General features: G+C 71.2%; 16 protein-coding genes and 3 pseudogenes. 8 read left to right on the forward strand and 11 right to left on the reverse strand.

Annotated features, from left to right (window positions below; genetic code table 11):
- Positions 1–344: 344 nt before the first annotated feature.
- Genes DRB89_RS28795 through DRB89_RS28805 form a run of 3 tightly spaced genes read right to left on the reverse strand, consistent with a single transcriptional unit; the run spans position 345 to position 4,011 of the window.
- Positions 345–1,394, reverse strand: coding sequence for an ABC transporter ATP-binding protein (locus tag DRB89_RS28795; protein ID WP_112451195.1), 1,050 nt, complete (start codon positions 1,392–1,394; stop codon positions 345–347).
- On the reverse strand, positions 1,391–2,986 hold the full coding sequence (locus DRB89_RS28800; RefSeq protein ID WP_112451196.1) for an iron ABC transporter permease: 1,596 nt from the start codon (positions 2,984–2,986) through the stop codon (positions 1,391–1,393). Before DRB89_RS28800 ends, DRB89_RS28795 begins: the two co-directional genes overlap by 4 nt.
- 5 nt (positions 2,987–2,991) lie before the next feature.
- Complete coding sequence (locus DRB89_RS28805) at positions 2,992–4,011, reverse strand: iron ABC transporter substrate-binding protein (RefSeq protein WP_112451197.1); 1,020 nt, start codon at positions 4,009–4,011, stop codon at positions 2,992–2,994.
- Positions 4,012–4,226: 215 nt separating this feature from the next.
- Between DRB89_RS28805 and DRB89_RS28810 the strand changes: the two genes are divergently transcribed.
- Together DRB89_RS28810 and DRB89_RS28815 are read left to right on the forward strand one after the other, a co-directional pair.
- On the forward strand, positions 4,227–6,842 hold the full coding sequence (locus tag DRB89_RS28810) for an AMP-binding protein (protein WP_112451198.1): 2,616 nt from the start codon (positions 4,227–4,229) through the stop codon (positions 6,840–6,842).
- Between the two features lie 269 nt (positions 6,843–7,111).
- Positions 7,112–7,310: pseudogene (locus tag DRB89_RS28815) on the forward strand (CorA family divalent cation transporter); the annotation flags it as partial.
- 992 nt (positions 7,311–8,302) lie between these two features.
- Here DRB89_RS28815 and DRB89_RS28820 read toward each other — a convergent pair.
- Complete coding sequence (locus tag DRB89_RS28820; RefSeq protein ID WP_112451199.1) at positions 8,303–8,929, reverse strand: YigZ family protein; 627 nt, start codon at positions 8,927–8,929, stop codon at positions 8,303–8,305.
- Between the two features lie 93 nt (positions 8,930–9,022).
- Here DRB89_RS28820 and DRB89_RS28825 point away from each other — a divergent pair, with 93 nt between their 5' ends.
- Entirely contained in the window at positions 9,023–9,427 is a 405-nt protein-coding gene (locus tag DRB89_RS28825; protein WP_112451200.1) for a CoA-binding protein, read from the forward strand.
- Positions 9,428–9,462: 35 nt separating this feature from the next.
- Here DRB89_RS28825 and DRB89_RS28830 read toward each other — a convergent pair.
- Positions 9,463–9,960: pseudogene (locus DRB89_RS28830) on the reverse strand (XRE family transcriptional regulator); the annotation flags it as partial.
- Between DRB89_RS28830 and DRB89_RS28835 the strand changes: the two are divergent.
- A pseudogene (locus DRB89_RS28835) lies at positions 9,960–10,783 on the forward strand (DMT family transporter); the annotation flags it as partial. The pseudogenes DRB89_RS28830 and DRB89_RS28835 overlap by 1 nt on opposite strands.
- On the opposite strand, the gene DRB89_RS28840 reads toward DRB89_RS28835, so the two are convergent.
- Together DRB89_RS28840 and DRB89_RS28845 are read right to left on the reverse strand one after the other, a co-directional pair.
- On the reverse strand, positions 10,780–11,412 hold the full coding sequence (locus tag DRB89_RS28840) for a GNAT family N-acetyltransferase (protein WP_112451201.1): 633 nt from the start codon (positions 11,410–11,412) through the stop codon (positions 10,780–10,782). The pseudogene DRB89_RS28835 and the gene DRB89_RS28840 sit on opposite strands and share 4 nt — an antisense overlap.
- Positions 11,409–12,155 (reverse strand): acyltransferase, encoded by a 747-nt coding sequence (locus DRB89_RS28845; RefSeq protein ID WP_112453828.1) that lies wholly within the window; start codon positions 12,153–12,155, stop codon positions 11,409–11,411. Before DRB89_RS28845 ends, DRB89_RS28840 begins: the two co-directional genes overlap by 4 nt.
- Positions 12,156–12,281: 126 nt before the next feature.
- Here DRB89_RS28845 and DRB89_RS28850 point away from each other — a divergent pair, with 126 nt between their 5' ends.
- Positions 12,282–12,827, forward strand: a complete 546-nt coding sequence (locus DRB89_RS28850) for a gamma carbonic anhydrase family protein (RefSeq protein ID WP_112451202.1) — start codon at positions 12,282–12,284, stop codon at positions 12,825–12,827.
- Between the two features lie 85 nt (positions 12,828–12,912).
- On the opposite strand, the gene DRB89_RS28855 is transcribed toward DRB89_RS28850, so the two are convergent.
- Both DRB89_RS28855 and DRB89_RS28860 read right to left on the reverse strand, forming a co-directional pair.
- Positions 12,913–13,593, reverse strand: a complete 681-nt coding sequence (locus DRB89_RS28855; protein WP_112451203.1) for a DedA family protein — start codon at positions 13,591–13,593, stop codon at positions 12,913–12,915.
- Between the two features lie 59 nt (positions 13,594–13,652).
- The gene (locus tag DRB89_RS28860) at positions 13,653–13,955 is read right to left on the reverse strand and encodes a fibronectin type III-like domain-contianing protein (RefSeq protein WP_239516376.1); all 303 of its coding nucleotides are present in this window, start codon (positions 13,953–13,955) and stop codon (positions 13,653–13,655) included.
- Between the two features lie 264 nt (positions 13,956–14,219).
- Here DRB89_RS28860 and DRB89_RS28865 point away from each other — a divergent pair, with 264 nt between their 5' ends.
- The 3 genes from DRB89_RS28865 to DRB89_RS28875 all read left to right on the forward strand — a co-directional run bounded on the left by DRB89_RS28865 (position 14,220) and on the right by DRB89_RS28875 (position 16,284).
- Positions 14,220–14,741 carry a hypothetical protein gene (locus DRB89_RS28865; RefSeq protein WP_162688767.1) on the forward strand — a complete coding sequence of 174 codons (522 nt, stop codon included), beginning with the start codon at positions 14,220–14,222 and terminating at the stop codon, positions 14,739–14,741.
- Positions 14,742–15,100: 359 nt separating this feature from the next.
- Positions 15,101–15,406: a transposase gene (locus DRB89_RS28870; RefSeq protein WP_162688768.1), complete on the forward strand. Its 306-nt coding sequence runs from the start codon at positions 15,101–15,103 to the stop codon at positions 15,404–15,406.
- Complete coding sequence (locus tag DRB89_RS28875; protein ID WP_112449594.1) at positions 15,403–16,284, forward strand: hypothetical protein; 882 nt, start codon at positions 15,403–15,405, stop codon at positions 16,282–16,284. Before DRB89_RS28870 ends, DRB89_RS28875 begins: the two co-directional genes overlap by 4 nt.
- Positions 16,285–16,344: 60 nt before the next feature.
- On the opposite strand, the gene DRB89_RS28880 is transcribed toward DRB89_RS28875, so the two are convergent.
- Both DRB89_RS28880 and DRB89_RS43225 read right to left on the reverse strand, forming a co-directional pair.
- Complete coding sequence (locus tag DRB89_RS28880) at positions 16,345–17,415, reverse strand: DUF998 domain-containing protein (RefSeq protein WP_112449595.1); 1,071 nt, start codon at positions 17,413–17,415, stop codon at positions 16,345–16,347.
- Between the two features lie 69 nt (positions 17,416–17,484).
- Positions 17,485–18,108: a response regulator transcription factor gene (locus DRB89_RS43225; RefSeq protein ID WP_162689079.1), complete on the reverse strand. Its 624-nt coding sequence runs from the start codon at positions 18,106–18,108 to the stop codon at positions 17,485–17,487.
- Positions 18,109–18,139: the final 31 nt, after the last annotated feature.

An 18,139-nucleotide genomic window follows, 5' to 3' on the forward strand; every position in this document is an offset into this window, starting at 1 on the left:
GCCTCGCGGGTTTCCGGCCGCCCGCTGGACGAGGACCCGGGCCGTGAGTGTGCAGGACCGTGACTGCGCCTCCGGGGTTCCCGGTCCAGGACGGAGTATGGGATGCCAGACGTACTGTCCGGAGCACAGCAGGCGCAGTGCTTGAGTCCGGCGTTTCAGAGCCGCGGCGGCACCTGTGCAGAGCCGTGCTCTACGGCGGGGCCCCGAAGCCTTCTCGGCTACCTCACCGAGGTGCCCCGCTGGCCCCAACCTGGAACCCTCCAAGCGGTAGCCGGACCTGGTCATGCGACTCGTGGCTGTAGCTCCGCATACCAGTCACGATGTACACCTCGGATACGGGCGCATCACACGGCGGCGGAGTGCAGAGTCGCCTTTCCCACTACCTCGATCCCTGTGCGCTCGCCTGGGCGTGCGGCGGCTGGGGTGGGGACTCGGACGTCGATGGGCTGGTCAATGCCGTCCACCGCAACCGTGACCATGGCGTCGTGGCCGTAGAAGCGGACGTCAGTCACCGTGCCACGGGCTTCGGCCCCATCCGGGTCGGTCAGCCGGAGCTGCTCGGGCCGGAGCAGCACCACGCCGTCGCGGACCCCGCGGGGCCGATCCGTCAGCGGGATACGGCCGAGCGCGGTGGCCGCCACGTCTTGGTCCGCGGTGCCGGTGACGAGGACCGCGTCACCGACGAAGGCGGCCACCCAAGGGTCCGCGGGACGGCTGTACACCTCGTGCGGTGTGGCGCACTGGGCGACCCGGCCGTCCCGGACGACTGCGACGAGGTCGGCCGTGGAGAGGGCTTCCTGCTGGTCGTGGGTGACGAGCAGGGCGGTGGCTCCGGTGGCGCGCAGGGCTGCGCGCACGTCGGCCCGTACGCCGGTGCGCAGGGCGGCATCGAGGGCGTTGAACGGCTCGTCGAGGAGGACCAGGGCGGGCTGCGGTGCCAGGGCCCGGGCCAGGGCGATGCGCTGCTGCTGGCCGCCGGACAGCTCGTGCGGCATGCGGTCGCCGTAGCCGGCCAGTCCGACGAGTTCGAGCATCTCTTCCGTGCGCCGGTGCCGGGTGGACCGGTCGAGGCCGGTCAGGCCGAAGGCGACGTTGCGGGCCACGCTCAAGTGCGGGAAGAGCGCGCCCTCCTGGGGCACGATGCCGATGCGGCGGCGTTCGGGCGGAAGGTGGACCCCGGGGCCGCTGAGCGCGCGTCCGTCGAGGGTGACGGTGCCCGCGTCGGCGCGCAGGAAGCCCGCGATGATGCGCAGCAGCGTGGTCTTGCCGCAGCCCGAGGGACCGAGGACGGCGGTCAGCGCGCCGCCGGGGACCGTGAGGTCGAGGCCGTCGAGGACCGGCGCCGCACCGGGGCCGTACGCCTTGGCCAGTCCGGCGATCTGCAGGTCGGTCATGTGCGGTGCCTTCCGAGGAGATAAGACGGGATGGCGGCCAGCAGGATCAGCGCGGCGGCGTAGGGCGCGGCGGCGGCGAAGGATCCGGTGCCGGTCTCCGTCCACAGGCGGGTGGCCAGGGTGTCCATTCCCGTGGGGCGCAGCAGGAGGGTGGCGGGGAGTTCCTTCATGCACACGACGAAGGTGAGCGCGGCTCCGGCGGCGACCCCGGGGGCGGCCAGCGGCACGGTCACCTCGCGCAGCACGCGCAGCGGGGAGCGGCCCAGCGAGCGGGCCACGTCCTCCAGGACGGGCGGGGACTGGAGCACGGCCGCGCGGGTCCCCGCGACGGCGACGGGCAGGAAGAGCACGGCGTACGCGCAGACCAGCAGCGGGAGTTCCTGGTAGATCGGTTCGGCGTAGCGGACCGCGAAGAAGACCAGGGACAGGGCGACGGTGATGCCGGGGAGCGCGTGGCCGGCGTAGGCCGACTGCTCCAGCAGCCGGGCGGTCCGGCCGCGGTAGCGCGCGGCGATCACTCCGACCGGCAGGGCGAGCAGGGTGGTGAGCGCGGCTCCCGCGGCGGCGACGCCGAGGGTGGTGGCGGCGGTGTCGAGGAGCGTGGCCGGGTCCCAGGTCGCGGAGTTGCCGACGGCCAGCCAGTACCCGAGGGTCGCCAGCGGGGTGAGGACGGCGACGCCGGTGACGGCCGCGCACCAGGCCAGCGCGGGGGCCCGCCAGCGGCCGAGGACCGCGGGAACGGCGGGGCGGGCGGTGCCGCCGCCCGTTCGCGCGTGGCCGGCCCGGCCCCGGGTCCGTGCTTCGGCGGCGACCAGGGCGATGGTCATCACGACGAGGACGATGCTGAGGGCGGCGGCGGGAGTGCGGTCGAAGCTGGCCCGGTAGGAGGTGTAGATGCCGCGGGTGAAGGTGTCGTACCGCATCAGCGATACGGCGCCGAAGTCGGAGAACACGTACAGCGCGACGAGTACCGCTCCGCCGGCGGCCGCGGGCCGCAGCTGCGGCAGCGTGACCCGCAGGAAGGTCTTCAGCGGCCCGTGGCCCAGCGAGCGGGCGACCTCCTCCGGCGCCGGGTCGGTGCCGCGCAGTGCGGCGGTGACGGGCAGGTAGACGTACGGGAAGCTCACCAGCGTCAGCGCGAGGGCCGACCCGGTGAAGCCGGCCAGCTCCGGGAAGGCGGACAGCCAGGCGAAGGCGGCGACGTAGCTGGGCACGGCCAGCGGCAGGGTCACCAGCACCGACCAGGCCCGGCCGCCGGGCAGGTCGGTCCGTACGGTGAGCCAGGCCAGGGAGACGCCCAGGACCAGGCAGGCCGAGACGACCACGACGGCCAGTCCGAGGCTGCGGCCTAGCAGTTGGGCGGTGCGCTCGTCGGAGACGACGTCCCAGGCGAAGGCCGGGCCGCGCTCCAGGGAGCGGACGGCGAGGTAGCCGAGGGGCAGCAGGGCGAACACAGCGGCGACGGCCGCGGGGACGAGCAGGATGGAGGGTGGCCGGCGGCCGGCACGCCACCGCCCGGTCGGCGCGGTGGCGCCGTCCGGGCGGTGGGCAGTGGCGGGATCCGTCGGCGTGACGGGATCCGTGGAGGGCATGGGGGTCAGACCATCCCGGCTTCCTGGAGCATCTTCAGGGTCTCCTGAAGCGATTCCAGCTTCCCGAGGTCGATCTTCGGTGCGTCCAGGGAGGCCAGCGGCGGAAGGCCCTTGACCGTGCTGGTCACGCCCGAGGCGAGCGGGTACTCCTTGGTGTCCTCGGCGAAGTACTTCTGCGCCTTCTCCGAGAGCAGGAAGTCGACGGCCTTCTGGGCGACCGGGGCCTGGTCGCTTCCCTTGACGATGGCGACACCGGCGGTGTTGACGAGACCGCCCGCGTCACCACCGGCGAGGAAGTGGATCTTCGCCTTGACCTTGGCCTCGCCCTTCTCGGCGACCTGCTCGTACCAGTAGTAGTGGTTGACCAGTCCGAGCGAGACCTCGCCCTTGCCGACCGCTTCCAGCACCTTGAGGTTGTTGTCGTACACCTTCGGCTCGTTGGCCTTGAGGCCCTTCAGCCAGGTGCGGGTGGCGTCGTCGCCCTCCAGGACGCGCATGCCGGTGACGAAGGCCTGGAAGGAGGCGTTCGTCGGGACGTAGCCGACCTTCCCCTTCCACTCCGGCTTGACCAGATCGTGGACGGTGTCCGGCACCTTGGAGACCTGTCCGGGGTGGTACGCGAGGACGCGGACCCGCCCTGAAGTGCCCACCCAGTCGCCCGCGCCACCGCGGAAGCCGGGGTCCACCTTGTCGAGGGAGGCCTGCGGAAGCTTCTCCAGCAGGCCCTTGGTGGACAGGGCCCCGAGGGCGCCGGCGTCCTGGGAGAAGAACAGCCCGGCCTTGGTCTTGCCGCCCTCTTCCTGGATCTGGGCGGCGAGTTCGGCGCTCTCGCCGTAGCGGACGGCGACCGTGGTGCCGACGGCCTTCTCCAGCTCGTCGAGGAGCGGCTTGACCAGCTTCTCGTTGCGGCCCGAGTAGATGACGAGGCCCGCGTCGTCCTCGTCTACGCCGCAGGCTGCGACGGCGGGGAGAAGGAGTGCCGCCGCGAAGAGCGCGGTCAGGCGTCGGACCAAGGGGCGTCGCATGGGAAGCCTTCCTAGAAGGGCAGCGGAGAACCGGGTAACGCCCCATAAGTAAGGTAAAGCTAACCTAAAGGTCAAGGTGACGCACGCAACAATTCGACCGCGCCCACACATCGGCGAAGCCGACCTTACCGCTTATTTTCCTATGGACCTTCCATGAGTCCTCTGTGACTTTCCTGTGACTATCGGGCGAGGTAAGGCTTTCCTAAGATGCGCCCGTGACAGTCCTTCCCGACCTACTCCCAGGCACCGCGTCCGTCCCGTTCGCCCTCGGCCTCGCCGCCCACGGCGACCGGACCGCCGTCATCACGGCCGACGGCGCGGTCAGCTATGCCGAGTTGGCCGTACGCGTGGACAGGACGGCCCGCCGCCTCGGCCGGGAACGCCGCCTGGTCCTGCTGGTCGGTACCAACACCGTCGACGCCCTCGTCGTCCACCTGGCCGCCCTCGCGGCCGGGCACCCCGTCCTCCTGGTGCCGGGCGACCACCCCGAAGCCGTCCAGTCGCTGATCGACGCGTACGACCCGGACGTCGTGGCCCGCCCCGGGGGCGGGGGCGTGCTGCTCGACGAGCGGCGCGAGGTCTCCGCGCACGACCTGCACCCGGACCTCGCCCTGCTGCTCAGCACCTCGGGCTCGACCGGATCGCCGAAGCTCGTCCGGCTGTCGCACGAGAACCTCCAGACCAACGCGGAGGCCATCGCCCAGTACCTGGACATCCGGGACACCGACCGCGCCGCGACCACCCTGCCCCTGCACTACTGCTACGGCCTGTCCGTAGTGCACAGCCACCTCCTGCGCGGCGCCGGACTGATCCTGACCGACCTGTCGGTCGCCGACACCTGCTTCTGGGAGCTCTTCGAAGCCGCGCGGGGGACGGCCCTCGCCGGAGTGCCGTACACCTTCGACCTGCTCGACCGGGTCGGCTTCGCCTCCATGGAACTGCCCCACCTGCGCTACGTCACCCAGGCGGGCGGGCGCCTGGCACCCGACCAGGTCCGCCGGTACGCCGCACTCGGCCGCACAGCCGGCTGGAAGCTCTTCGTGATGTACGGCCAGACCGAGGCGACGGCGCGCATGGCCTACCTGCCGCCGCACCTCGCGGAATCCCGCCCCGAGGCGGCAGGGATCCCCATCCCCGGCGGCTCCTTCCGCCTTCGGCCGCTACCCGACAGTGCCGACCACCCCGACGGCGCGGACGGCGCGGACGGCGCGGACGAGAACATCGGCGAACTGGTCTACTCGGGCCCCAACGTCATGCTCGGCTACGCCCGTTCCCCCGACGACCTCGCGCTGGGCCGGACCGTGCACGAACTCCGCACCGGCGACATCGCCCGCCGCTCGCCCGACGGGCTGTACGAGATCGTCGGCCGGAGCAGCCGGTTCGCGAAGATTCTCGGCCTGCGCATCGACCCCGGGCAGGTCGAGGCGATGCTCGCCCGGCACGGCGTCAGCGCCCTGTGCACCGGCGACGACGAGGCACTGCGCATCGCGGCCGTCGGCGGCCACGACCGGGACGCCCGCCGGATAGCCAGGCGCGTGGCCCACGACTGCGGTCTACCGGCCCGCGCCGTGCACGTCCGCGTCCTGGCCGCCCTCCCCCGCCTCCCCTCGGGCAAGCCCGACTACCGGGCCGTGCGCAAACTGACCCGTCAGGCGCCCGACAGCACCACCGGCACTACTGGCACCACCACCGGCCCCGCGGCCATGCCGGACGGCGCCCCCGAACCCCTGCACCTGCTCTATGCACGGGTCCTCGACCGGTCGGACGTGACGGACGACAGCTCCTTCGTCAGCCTGGGCGGCGATTCGCTCTCGTACGTGGAGATGTCGATCCAGCTCGAAGAGCGGCTCGGTCACCTGCCGGCCGGCTGGCACACGACACCGATCCGGGACCTCAGGCCGCCCGAGCACGCGGACACCTCCCGCAGGCGGACCCTGGAGACGAGCGTCGCGCTCCGCGCCCTGGCGATCTTCTGCATCGTCGGCTCGCACATCCAGGTGTTCGGCATCAAGGGCGGGGCGCACATCCTGCTCGCGGTCGCCGGATACAACTTCGCCCGTTTCCACCTCACTTCTGCCGATCGGCGCGTACGCGTACGCCGGGGCTGGACCAGCCTCGCCCGCGTCGCGCTGCCGAGCATGGCCTGGATCGGCCTGATCCTGCTCCTCAACGACGACTACACCCTCGCCAATCTCTTCCTGCTCGACAGCGTCATGGGCCCCGACGGCCTCAAGACCGGTATGCACTTCTGGTTCATCGAGGCCCTCGTCTACATCCTGATCGCCGCCGTCGGCCTCCTGAGCCTGCCCGCGGTGGACCGGGCGGAGCGCCGGTTCCCGTACGCCCTGCCCCTGGCCCTCGCCGGCCTGGGACTCCTCACCCGCTACGACATCGTCGGCCTGCCGGAGCGCGAGCACATCCCCGACGCCGTCACCGTGTTCTGGCTGTTCGCCCTCGGCTGGGCGGCGGCGAAGGCCGCCACCGTGCGACAGCGCCTCCTGGTCACCCTCGCGGCCCTGGCCACCGTGCCGGGCTTCTTCCCCGGGGACCCCGGGCGAGAGGCGATCATCGTCGCCGGATTCGTGCTCCTGGTGTGGGTGCCCAGCCTCCCCAGCCGGGAGCGCCTGAACCAACTGGCCGGCCTCCTCGCGACCAGCTCCCTGTACATCTACCTGACGCACTGGCAGATCTTCCCGCTCATCGACGGGTTCTCCCGGCACCTGGCGTTCTTGGCCTCACTCCTCTTCGGCATCGCCTACGCGGCCGGCGCGGCCCGCCTGATGCGAGGACTGTCGGCACGCAGAGGGGCTCGCGCCTCGGCGGATTCCTGACCCGCGGAGCGACTGGTCGGTTGGGCCGCTCGCCGCCGCCGTCGTAGTGCACAAGGGGCGGCTCCCGCCGGGATCACGGTCCCAGCCAGCCAGCGGCAATCCGCCGCCAGGTACCCTCTGCTGGGGGGAATCTGGGGGGAATGAGGCCTCGTTGGGGGGCAGCTGGGGAGAATCGGCTGCATAAACGGGCAGCAGGGCGAAAGACTCGGCAAGGACGATCACTGCAGGTCAGACCGCCCGCATAGGCAATTTCTCCAGGTCAGCGGTGTGAGGGTGACGACTTCAAGAAGATCTCCTCGTGGGCGGCCATCCTCTTTGCACCCACCCTGGTCGGCACGATCTACGGCATGAACTTCGAGACCATGCCCGAACTCGGCTGGGTCCTCGGCTACCCCCTTCGCCGTCGCACTGATGGCCATCGTGTGCCTCAGCCTGTACGTGATCTTCAAGCGGCGTGACTGGCTCTGAACCCATGGGGAGACACGCTGCGCGCCCGCTCCTCCCGAAACGCAAGCGTCGCCTCGTGCCATCGAAGCCGCCGAGGAAGCCCTGGAAGTGGTGCTCGCGGACACAGCCGCAGTGGAATCAGATCGCCGACAGGCGGGCTCCACTTCCGCCAACATCGCGATGATGCTCGCGTGAGGGCGGTGAAGGCTGATCTGGAGGCTGCCCGGATCGGTGGGAGCAAGTCACCGGACGGCATCCTCTCTGATCTGCTACTCGGGCCCGCGGCGGGGTGGTACGGCTCATCCTGGCTCCCGATGGCGCGAATCAGGTGGGGCTAGTTTGCGCTTTCACAGGCCGACCCGTCGCGGGCCGAGGGAGGGCGCGCGGCCGTACTACGAGCATTCCCCCTTACGCCGCCCGAGATTCAATCGCACACGGGCTCCTCGGCACCCCGGGCATGTTCACCGACTACACATTTTCCAGTCCGGAAGATGTGCGGCCTGAAGCCGGGCGGAATCATGCCACCCATGCATTCCACTCCCGCAGGGATCGGACCGCATCGGTCCGCGGTGGCTCACTTACGCCTACCGTCCATACCTGTCACCGCTCAGACCGATCTCGCCAGTTCGCCGGTCCGATCTTGGTCGCTCCGCTTGCCGACACACCCCCAAAGGCATCGAGGCTGGGCTTTCCTAAGTCAGCACCGACCCAGCACGGTTGAGGTTCCCAGGAGTGATGACGGGTGATGAGAGGTCAGCACCAGGTCAGCACGGGGATGCGGGAGGGCCCCGCCGAGAGGCGAGGCTCAGACGCTTGACCTGCATGTTTGTGCTCGAAGGAGCATTCATGCTAAGGAATGCGCCAAAAAGGTGTGCAGGAACTTCACTCGCCGGCCCCGCCGCGCATACCGTCTCCCCCTGCTGGATGAACCCTGGGCCCCGCTGCCTGAACCCCGCTGCCTGAACCCCTCTACGCTAACGCTTCCCCGGCGTCCCACGGGCCGCCCCCGGCGCTCAGGGCGCGTAGGTCTCCCCGCCGGGGGTGAGGGTGGCGCTGCCCGCGGTGCTGTCGGCGAGCCAGGCCCCGAAGGCGGGCAGATCGGCCTCGGGCAGGGCGATCTCGATCTCCACGGCGGCCCCGTAGCGCACGTCCAGCACGGTGCGGCCGGTGGAGCGCAGGTCGTTCTGGGTCTTGCCGGCCCGCTGGTGGTCGACGGTGACGGTGGCCAGCCGGTAGCGGTGGCGGGTGACGGTGCCGAGCTCGTCGAGGGCTTCCCCGACGACTCCCCCGTAGGCGCGGATGAGCCCGCCGGCCCCGAGCTTCACCCCGCCGTAGTAGCGGGTGACGACGGCGACGGCGTAGCGGATGTCCCGGCGGGTCAGCATCTGCAGCATCGGCACGCCGGCGGTGCCGCCCGGCTCGCCGTCGTCGCTGGCCTTCTGGACGGAGGCGTCGGCGCCGATGACGTAGGCGAAGCAGTTGTGCGAGGCGGCGGGGTGCTCCTTGCGGACGCGGGCGACGAACTGCTGCGCCTCCCGCTCGGTCGCCGCGGGCGCGAGCGAGCACAGGAACCTCGAGCGGTTGATCTCCGACTCGTGCACGCCCTCGCGGGCCACCGTCACGTACTGGTCTGCCTTCACCCGTCCACCCTACGGGGAATCGGACATGCGTCCTTTCTGTTGATTGACCTGGCAGTGGTCAGCAGGCAGGCGAAACAGCAGGAGGCGGCACACGTGTACGGCGATCCGGCAACCATCCGCAAGGTCCTCACCGAGCTCGGCGACACCTGGGCCGTGGTGGGCCTGTCCGACAACGAGGACCGGGCCGCCTACCGCGTGGCCCAGGTGCTCCAGCGGTACGGCAAGCGCGTGGTCCCCGTGCACCCCAAGGCCGAGACGGTCCACGGCGAGCAGGGGTACCCCTCGCTGGAGGCGATCCCCTTCAAGGTGGACGTGGTGGACGTCTTCGTGAACAGCTCGCTGGCGGGCTCCGTCGCCGACGAGGCCGTCGCGAAGGGGGCGGAGGCGGTCTGGTTCCAGCTGAACGTGATCGACGAGGCCGCCGGCGAGCGCGCCCGCGCGGCCGGCCTGGACATGGTCATGGACCGCTGCCCGGCGATCGAGATCCCCGCGCTCTGAGGCCGGAGCCGGGGGCTGCCCGGCCGGCGCCGGGGTCAGCCGCGGGCGGCCACCGGGGGGATGGAGACGGCCATCGTCATCTCCACCGGGCCGGGGCCCTCGTTGCGGTAGGCGTGCGGGGCGTCCGCCTCGAAGGAGACGGCCCCGCCGGCCGGTACGGAGTACTTCTCGTCGGCGACCACCAGCGTCAGCTCCCCGAGCGTGACGTGCAGCATCTCGAAGGTGCCCGGGGGGTGCGGGTCCGAGGCGGTCCCCTCGCCGGGCTCCAGGCGGTAGGTCCACATCTCCACCGGCCCGCGCCGGTCGTCGCCGAGCAGCATGTGCGCGCCGCTGCCGCCCTCGGTGGACCACATCCGCACCCCTTGCCCCGGCAGCACCACCTTCACCCGGGGGCCCCGCTCATGGTCGAGCAGCGTGGTGATGCTCACGCCGAGGGCGTCGGCGAGCTTGACCGTCGTGCCGACGCTGGGGTTCGTACGGGCCTGCTCGATCTGGATGATCATGCCGCGGCTCACCCCCGCACGGGCCGCGAGGCCTCGCCGACTTCGGCGGCGGGCTGCTGACCCGCCGGATACCGGCCCTCACCGTGGTGGTCGCCTCCCAGGTCCTCGCCGTCGCCGTGCTCGGCGCCGTGGTGCTGGGCACCGGCGCCTGGCGGGACCGCAGCTCTGGTTCGCGGTCGGGGCGAGCCTGGTGGGGCCCGTCGCGATGCTCAGCTTCTACAAGGCGCTGGCACTGGGCCCGATGGGCGTGGTCTCCCCGCTCGGCTCGCTCGGCGTCGTCGTGCCGGTGACGGCCGGGCTGCTGATGGGCGAGCGGCCCGGCACCGGCCGGTTCGCCGGCATCGCGGTGGCCGTGGCGGGCATCGTCCTGGCCGGCGGCCCGGAGCTGCGCGACGCTCCCGTACAGCGGCAGGCGGTCGTCCTCACCCTCGTCGCGGCCTTCGGCTTCGGCGCGGTGATGGCCCTGATCGCGCCCGCCTCCTCCACGATCCCCGGCCTGTTCCTCGCGCTCTTCGTCCAGCGCGTCACCAACGTCGCCGTCGGCGGCACCGCCCTGTGGGTCCGGACCCGGCGCGGCATCCCGGCCCTCCCCGCGGGGACGGGCGGCCTGCGGCTCCTGTGGGGGCTGCTCCCGGCGCTCGCCTTCGTCGGACTCGCCGACGTCGCGGCCAACGGCACGTACTCCATCGCCGCCCAGCACGGCCCGGTCACGGTGGCCGCCGTGCTCTCCTCGCTCTACCCGGTGATCACCGCGCTGGCCGCCTTCGCCGTCCTCAAGGAACGCCTGCGCACCGTCCAGGCGGCGGGCGCCGGCCTGGCCCTGGCGGGCACGGTCCTGCTGGCGGCGGGCTAGTACCGCGTACGGCTCCCGTCCGGCGCGTGCCGGACGTGCAGGTGGCCGTCCAGGGGGTACGGGGGCATCGCGGGAAGGATCCGCTCGAAGGAGAAGCCGGCCTTCTCCGCGACCCGGCAGGACGCCTCGTTGTCCACCTGGTGGATCAGCTCGATCCGCGCCAGGCCCTCGGCCGCGAAGACCTCGAACGCCCAGGCCGTGACGGCCCCCAGGGCCCGGGAGGCGACCCCGCGGCCCCGGGCGCGCGCCGCCGTCCAATAGCCGGCTTCCAGCAAGCCCGACCCGGTCCCGGACACGGCCCCGGACACGGACCCGGTCCCTGACCCTGACCCTGACCCGGCGCCCGTCCGCTTCAGCACCACGTTGGCGACCGGCGGGCCCTCGTCCGCCCCTTCGCGCGGAGGTTCGTACACGGCGAAGCTCAGCCGGTTCCCGCTCTCCCACCCGAGCCGTTGCTCCTCGAGCCAGCTCCGCGCGTCCTCGACGCCGTCGACGTGCCGCGTCAGCCAGTGCCGCAGCGCCGGATCCCGGAACACCTCGACCAGCGCCCCGGCGTCCGCGGCGCCCCACGGCCGCAGGACGAGTCCGGCGGCGGCCGGGGTCCCCTCCACCGCGAGCACGACGCTCACTCCGCTTCTGCCTCCGCCAGCTCCGCCAGCGCGCACAGCTGCTCGGGCGTCACCCCGTCGGGGATCGGCACCGGCGCCGGGGTGCGCAGGGGCGGCTGCCAGCCCGTCTCGGGCTCCCAGCGGCGTACGATCCGCGCCGGCGCCCCCGCCACCACGGCGTGGTCCGGGACCTCGCCCCGTACGACGGCACCCGCGGCCACCACGACGTTGCGGCCCAGCCGCGCCCCGGGCAGGACCACCGATCCCGTACCCAGCCAGCAGCCCGGGCCGATCTCCACCGGCGCGCTGCGCGGCCACTGCTTGCCGACGGGCTCGTGCGGATCGTCGTAGCTGTGGTTGGTGGAGGTGATGTACACCCCGGGACCGCAGAAGGTGTCATCGCCGATCGTGATCCGGGTGTCGGCGATGACATGGCTGTCCCGTCCGATGACCACGCCGTTGCCGAGGACGAGCATCGGCTCCGCGCCGAGGTCGAGGTCCGGCATCATCCCGGCGGTGAGCGTGACCTGTTCCCCGATGATGCAGTGGTCCCCGAGCCTGATCCAGGGCTCACCGAAGACCGTGCCCTGGGGGAAGGCGAGCCTGGTGCCCTGCCCGATCGCCCCGAAGCGCAGCCCTCCCGGGGTCTGCGCGGTCACGGCGCCGGCCCGCTGCATCCAGCGCCAGCCCGCGTGGGCGGCGCGGCCGGCGAGCCGCCGGCGCAGGGCCGTCAGGGATGAGAACGTGTTCTGGTTCTTCGCCACCCGGTCACCGTAGCGCGCCCGGTGCCCGGACCGCGCCGTGATCTTCACCCCATCTCCGGGAGCGCGGACCGCGTGCCCTACGGCGCCCGTAGCGCGACACGACGTACCGACAGAGGAAGAGAACACATGACGCAGCAGGCGGCCCAGGCACTCGTGGCGGGTGTCGGCGGGAAGAACCCCGAGATCGACCCGACGGCGTTCACCGCCCCCACCTCCGTCGTCGTCGGCGACGTCACCCTGGGCGCGGGCGCGAGCATCTGGTACTCGGCGGTGCTCCGCGCCGATTGCGGTCCGATCGTCCTCGGCGCCGACAGCAACGTGCAGGACAACTGCACCGTGCACGTGGACCCCGGCTTCCCGGTCTCCATCGGCGAGCGCGTCTCCATCGGCCACAACGCCGTCGTGCACGGCTGCACGGTCGGGGACGACTGCCTGATCGGCATGGGCGCCACCGTCCTGAACGGCGCGGTGATCGGCGCCGGCTCGCTGGTCGCGGCCCAGGCGCTGGTCCCGCAGGGCATGGTGGTCCCGCCCGGCTCGCTGGTCGCCGGCGTCCCGGCGAAGGTGCGGCGCGAGCTGACCGAGGAGGAGCGCGAGGGCATCAAGGTCAACGCCCAGATGTACACCGAACTGGCCAAGCAGCACCGCGCTTCGGTGGCCCCGGACGCGTGAGGCGCCTCCCCCGCCCGCCCACGGGAGGGCGGGGAACCCACTGGCCGGCTGAGCCGGCCGAACCGGCCGAGCGCGCTCGGCGCACTCAGTCGGCGAGCACGGCCCCGGCCACGGGAGCCGAGTCCGAAGCGGCCTCGGCAGCGGCCTCGGCGCGCGCCGCCTCGGCCGCCTTCTTCATCCGCCCGCGCACGACCACCGTCACTCCGATCCCGAAGAGCAGCGCCAGGGCGAGCGCCACCCAGGAGAAGCCCTTCAGCCACGGCTCGGCGACGATCCCGATCGAGTAGATGACCGCCGTCGTGCCGCCCGCCCACAGGATCCCGCCGAGGACGTTCGCGACGAGGAACCGCCAGTAGGGCATGTGCAGTACGCCGGCCAGCGGGCCCGCGAAGATGCGCAGCAGCGCCACGAACCGCCCGAAGAAGACGGCCCACATGCCCCACTTGTCGAAGGAGCGTTCCGCGAGGGCCACCTGGTCGGGCCCGAAGTGCTTGGGGAAGCGCCGCCCCAGCCGCTCCAGCAGCGGCTTGCCGCCCCTGCGCCCGATCGCGTAGCCGATCGAGTCGCCGATGATCGCCCCCGCGGTCGCGCAGACGCCGAGCACCACGGGGTCGATGTGCCCCTGCTGCGAGGCCAGCAGCGCCGAGCTGACCAGGACGATCTCCCCGGGCAGCGGGATTCCGAGGCTTTCCAGGCCGATGACGATCCCCACGAGGAGGTAGATGCTGACCGCCGGAATCGTCTCCAGCCATTCCTGGATGTGCACCGGTACGTCCTCCAGAGTCTCCGCCCGGCCCGCCCCCTGTGACAGGCCGAACGGGCAGCCTATCCGGTCGCCACCACAGCCTTTGCCCGCAGCGGCAGTTCGCGCGAGGAACGGCCCGCGAACACCTCGCGGCGGCCCGATCCCACCACCCACGCGTGGCGCCCCGGGTCCCAGGACGACAGCGTGCGCGCGTCGATGTCCAGGGAGACCCGGCGCGCCTCGCCGGGCGCGAGGGTGAGCCGCCGGTAGCCGGCCAGCGCCCGCACCGGCTGGTCCAGTTTCAGGTCCGGGGACGGGCCCACGTAGACCTGGGCCACCTCGGTGCCCTTGCGGCGCCCGGTGTTGCGGACGGTGAACTCCACGCGCAGCCCAACACTCCCACCGATCCCACCGCCCCCACCGCCCCCGTCTGCCCCCGTCTGCCCCCGTCTGCCCGGGACTGACGGGCGATTTCTCTCCGTTCCTGCACCGCTGGATTTCCTCCGGGGATCCAGCCACCTGGCCGCCGCCGTTCAGAGCCACATCATGCTCTCGATGAGTGACACCTCATCGCACCGTGTGTGCATCCCGCGTGCATCGGGGATGTTCGGCCAGGCAACAGACCCGCACGCTCGGAAAGGAATCACATGAAGAAGCTGACTTGGGCTGCACGAGGTATTTCGGCGGTATCAGGGGCCCTGCTCCTCGGAACGCTCATGGTGCCGTCCGCGGCCGCCAGCGGCATGAACTCTGACCCCCAGCCCAAGAAGTCCTCCGAGTCCGAGGACGCCAGGCATGACGAGCATAAGAGGAAGTGCGTCACGGGCCGCGACCTCAGTACCGCCGCGCCGGACTTCGTCGGCTTTCCCGTCGGAACGATCTTCCGGGTCGCAACCGACCGGCAAGGACACGCCTTCCTCAACGACAGCCGTAACCCCGGCGTGTGGATCAACCTCGGGACCCTCGCCAACGCGCCGACGTGCATCACGGACACCGCCGCATCGGTCACCGAAGGAAACCCCGGCTACCTCTACATCAGCCTGCTGGCCAAGGACGGGGTGCTCCACCAGGTCCGCTGCGACACATCCTCCACGCCATTCACCCCGGCCAACCTCCCGGGCACCTGCGGCACCGGCTTCGAACCCATCCAGGACACCCCCGTCGTATAGCCAAATCGGCGCGCGACGAAGAAGCGACACGGCCGGCCACATCAGCTAGTGCTGTGGCTGGAGAAGTTTGGCGGGTCGCGGCGTCCGGTGCGGTGAATCTCCCCCAACTACCGCTGGGAGGGGCCCCCGGGCGGAGGGCCGCGGCTCGTACCGGACGTACCATCTTGGTCCGAGAACACGGCGAGGTGCCGTGCCGGGCACCGCGACCCGGTGGACCTTGCGGTCACAGCACGTGCTGTGACCGCAAGGTCCACCGGGTCGCTGGTCGTGGTGGCGGGGCAGGCTGGTGCTGGGGTTTGCCCCCGTCTGTGGACATCTCTTGAAGATCGGATCGCGGGATCCGCGGTGGAGGTGTCGTGGTGGGTGCTGCCCGGTGTTCGGAGGAGTTCAAGCGGGACGCGGTCGAGCTGGTGCTGTCCACCGGACGGACGGACGGACGGACAGAGGGCTCGGTGGCCAAGGAGCTCGGAGTCAACGGCGAGTCGCTGCGCCAGTGGGTTCGCGAGGCCCGGCCCGCCACCGGCGGGGAGGGTGACACGGGGACGCCGTCCGGGCGTGAGGAGCTGAAGCAGCTGCGGAAGCAGGTCCGTGAGCTGGAGCCGGAGCTGGAGAAGGAGATCCTCCGCAAGGCTGCCCAGTATTTTGCCAAGGAGACGGGGCGTTGACCGGCCGCTGGCGGTTCATCTCCGACCATCATGTGGAGTACGGCATCCAGCGGCTGTGCAGAATCCTGTGGGTCTCCCGGTCGGGCTTCTATCGCTGGCACCTGGCGGAGCCGACCCGCATCGTCGAAGCCGGCAACGTGGAGGCGTGGCTGAGACCGAGCCCCGTCGCCGCCCTCCACGGCGTCGGCCCCGCCACCGCCAGCAAGCTCCGCTCCTACGGGCTTTACACCATCGGCGACCTCGCCGACGCACCCCTGCCCGCCCTCACCAGGATATTCGGCGCCTCGACCGGGCGCTCGCTCCACGCCCACGCCCATCGCTACGACCTGCGCACCGTCCAGCCTCAGCCGCAGCCGATCGCGAAGTCCGTGAACGCCGTGCGGGACTTCGACCACGACGTCCTCGACCCCGTCGAGCATCGCCGGGCCCTGCTCGACCTGGCTGAGGAGCTCGGTGGCCGGCTCCGCGACAAGCAGCAGATCGCCGGCCAGCTCGCCCAGTCCATTCGGTATGCCGACCGTTCCACGAGCTCGCGCAGCCGTAAGCTGCCCGAGCCCACTGCCCACACCCGCCTGCTCGCCGGTGCCGCCTACGAGCTCTACGACGTCCTCGGCCCGCAGCGGGCCCGCGTCCGCGCGATTGGCCTGCGCGCACAGGATCACAGTCCTGCGGCGGAGGCTGCTGAGCAGCTCAGCTTCGACCCCGACTCCGACCGCGCCTTGACCATCGAAGCCGTCACCGACCGGGCCCGAGCCCGGTACGGGCCCGGGACCCTCCGTCCTGCCGCTCTGGCCGGGTCGGATATCCGACCCGCGCCGGACAGGACGACGCTCCTGCCCGCCAGACCGGACCCGGAGGGTGCCCCTACTACCGTCTAGTCGGTGTTCGGCGAGCAGTGCTGGCTTCCGTCACAACTTCATGGAGACACCCCGGCCGCCTCAGCACTGAGGCGGTTGGACGTCGTTGAGCCCTGTGGCGTCGAGCGCGGCTTGGTCGGTGTCGGGGAGGGGGCCGTTGTCGCAGGTGATGGGGTCGCCTATGGGAGGGCTCGTGTCCTCCATGGTGGGCTCGTCGGTGGGACTCGGGCTTCCTGCGGCCTGGGCCTGTGCGGTAGTTGTGCCCAGGTACGTGGCGGGAAGGGCGACCGAGAGGAGTATGGCTCCTATGGCGGCGACCCTCCATGACCGCTTGGTGGCTTTCACGGTGGTTCTCCTTCGGTCGATCGGACGTGAGGCGAGTTGGTGGTCGGCCCTTACCGTGGTGAGGGGGCCGGCTTCTGGGGTGGGCTTTGGTGAATCGGGCGAGGACGGTGCAGTTCCTCGAGTCGGGGAGTGCCAGATGCTGGCTGCGAGGGCTGTCGTCCAGGCTGCTATGAGCAGCAGATGGGTTCGCTGGGCTAGGCCGAGCTGGTTGCTGGCCGCACCGGCGGTGCCGGTGGAGACGTAGGCCGTCAACGTCCACAGGGTTGCCGCGAAGGCGAGTCCGAGCAGGGGTCCTCCCATGGTCTGCAGCAGCGGCCACCGGTTGTAGCGGTGTGCGGCGGTGTTCGGGGCAAGTGCGCCTATCAGGACCGTGGTTGTGCCGGCGGTACTGGTGAGGGTGTGTGCCTGGTGGGTGAAGGGGAGCAGGCCCGCGGTCTCCAGCCGGGAGCATTCGAGGTCGGTGGTGGGAGCACAGGACATCGGCAGGAGCGCGTCGCCGAGGGAGCCCAGGGCGAAGAGGATGAGGGCGCTCCAGCCGGTGACGGCCCACCTGGGCCGGGGCACGGCTCTCAGCTCGTGCGGCAGAGCGAGGCCGGCGGCCAGGAGGAATAGGGTCCCGGCGGCGAAGTCGCTGGCGCGGAAGATTCCGCTGCTGGGCCGGTCCCGTGCGGACAGCTCACTCACGTACGAGGTCAGAGGATCGAGCCCGGTGGGCATGAGGCTTTCGAGGAGCCATGCCGAGTACGGCAGTGTGCCGATTATCAGCAGACCGGATACAGGCCGGCTCAGGGGTGCGGGTCGCGTCATGTGTGTTTCCGAGGCGTCTCGTCTGCCACAGTGCGTCGGCAGGCGGGGGAGGGGGACGTGCGGTGCGAGTCAGGTACTCCTGACTCGCCAGACCAAGAGTCGGCTCCCGTAGGCCGCGGCCTGTGCCCGGTTGTGGACGCCGATCGCCTTGTACAGGAGCAGGCAGCGGTACTTGACGACCCGCTCGGCGACTGACAGCTTCTCAGCGATCGCCTTGTTGGTGAGTCCGCGGGCGATCAGGAGGAGCAGCAGGCGCTGCTCCTCGCTGAGCTCATGGCCGCCGGAGTGGTCCAGTCGCCCGGACCGGAGCACGGCGGCGGTGCTGGTGATCGCACTGGCGTCGAAGAGTGAACGGCCCTCCGCCACCGCTTCGACCGCAGTGACCAGACCGGGTCCTGAGACGTTCTTGCCGATCAGACCCCATGCCCCAGAGGTCACGGCTGTCGCCTCGGTGGCCTCGTCGATGGTGTCCGACATCAGCAGAAAGCGGATTCCGGAGTGCTGGGCGGACAGGAGGCGGCAGACGCGCAGACCGCTCTGGTCTGGCATCCGGATGTCCAGCACCACGACCTGGGGTGCCATACGGGGAATCAGGCGCTGCGCGTCTGCGGCTGTGGCCGCTTCACCCACGACCGTGAACCGGGCCGACAGCAAATGCCGGATTCCCCGCCGCGCGATCTCGTGGGCTTCCACGATGAAGACATCCGCCCGCACTTGCTGATTG

Source organism: Streptomyces sp. ICC4, assembly GCF_003287915.1.
GTDB lineage: Bacteria > Actinomycetota > Actinomycetes > Streptomycetales > Streptomycetaceae > Streptomyces > Streptomyces tritrimontium.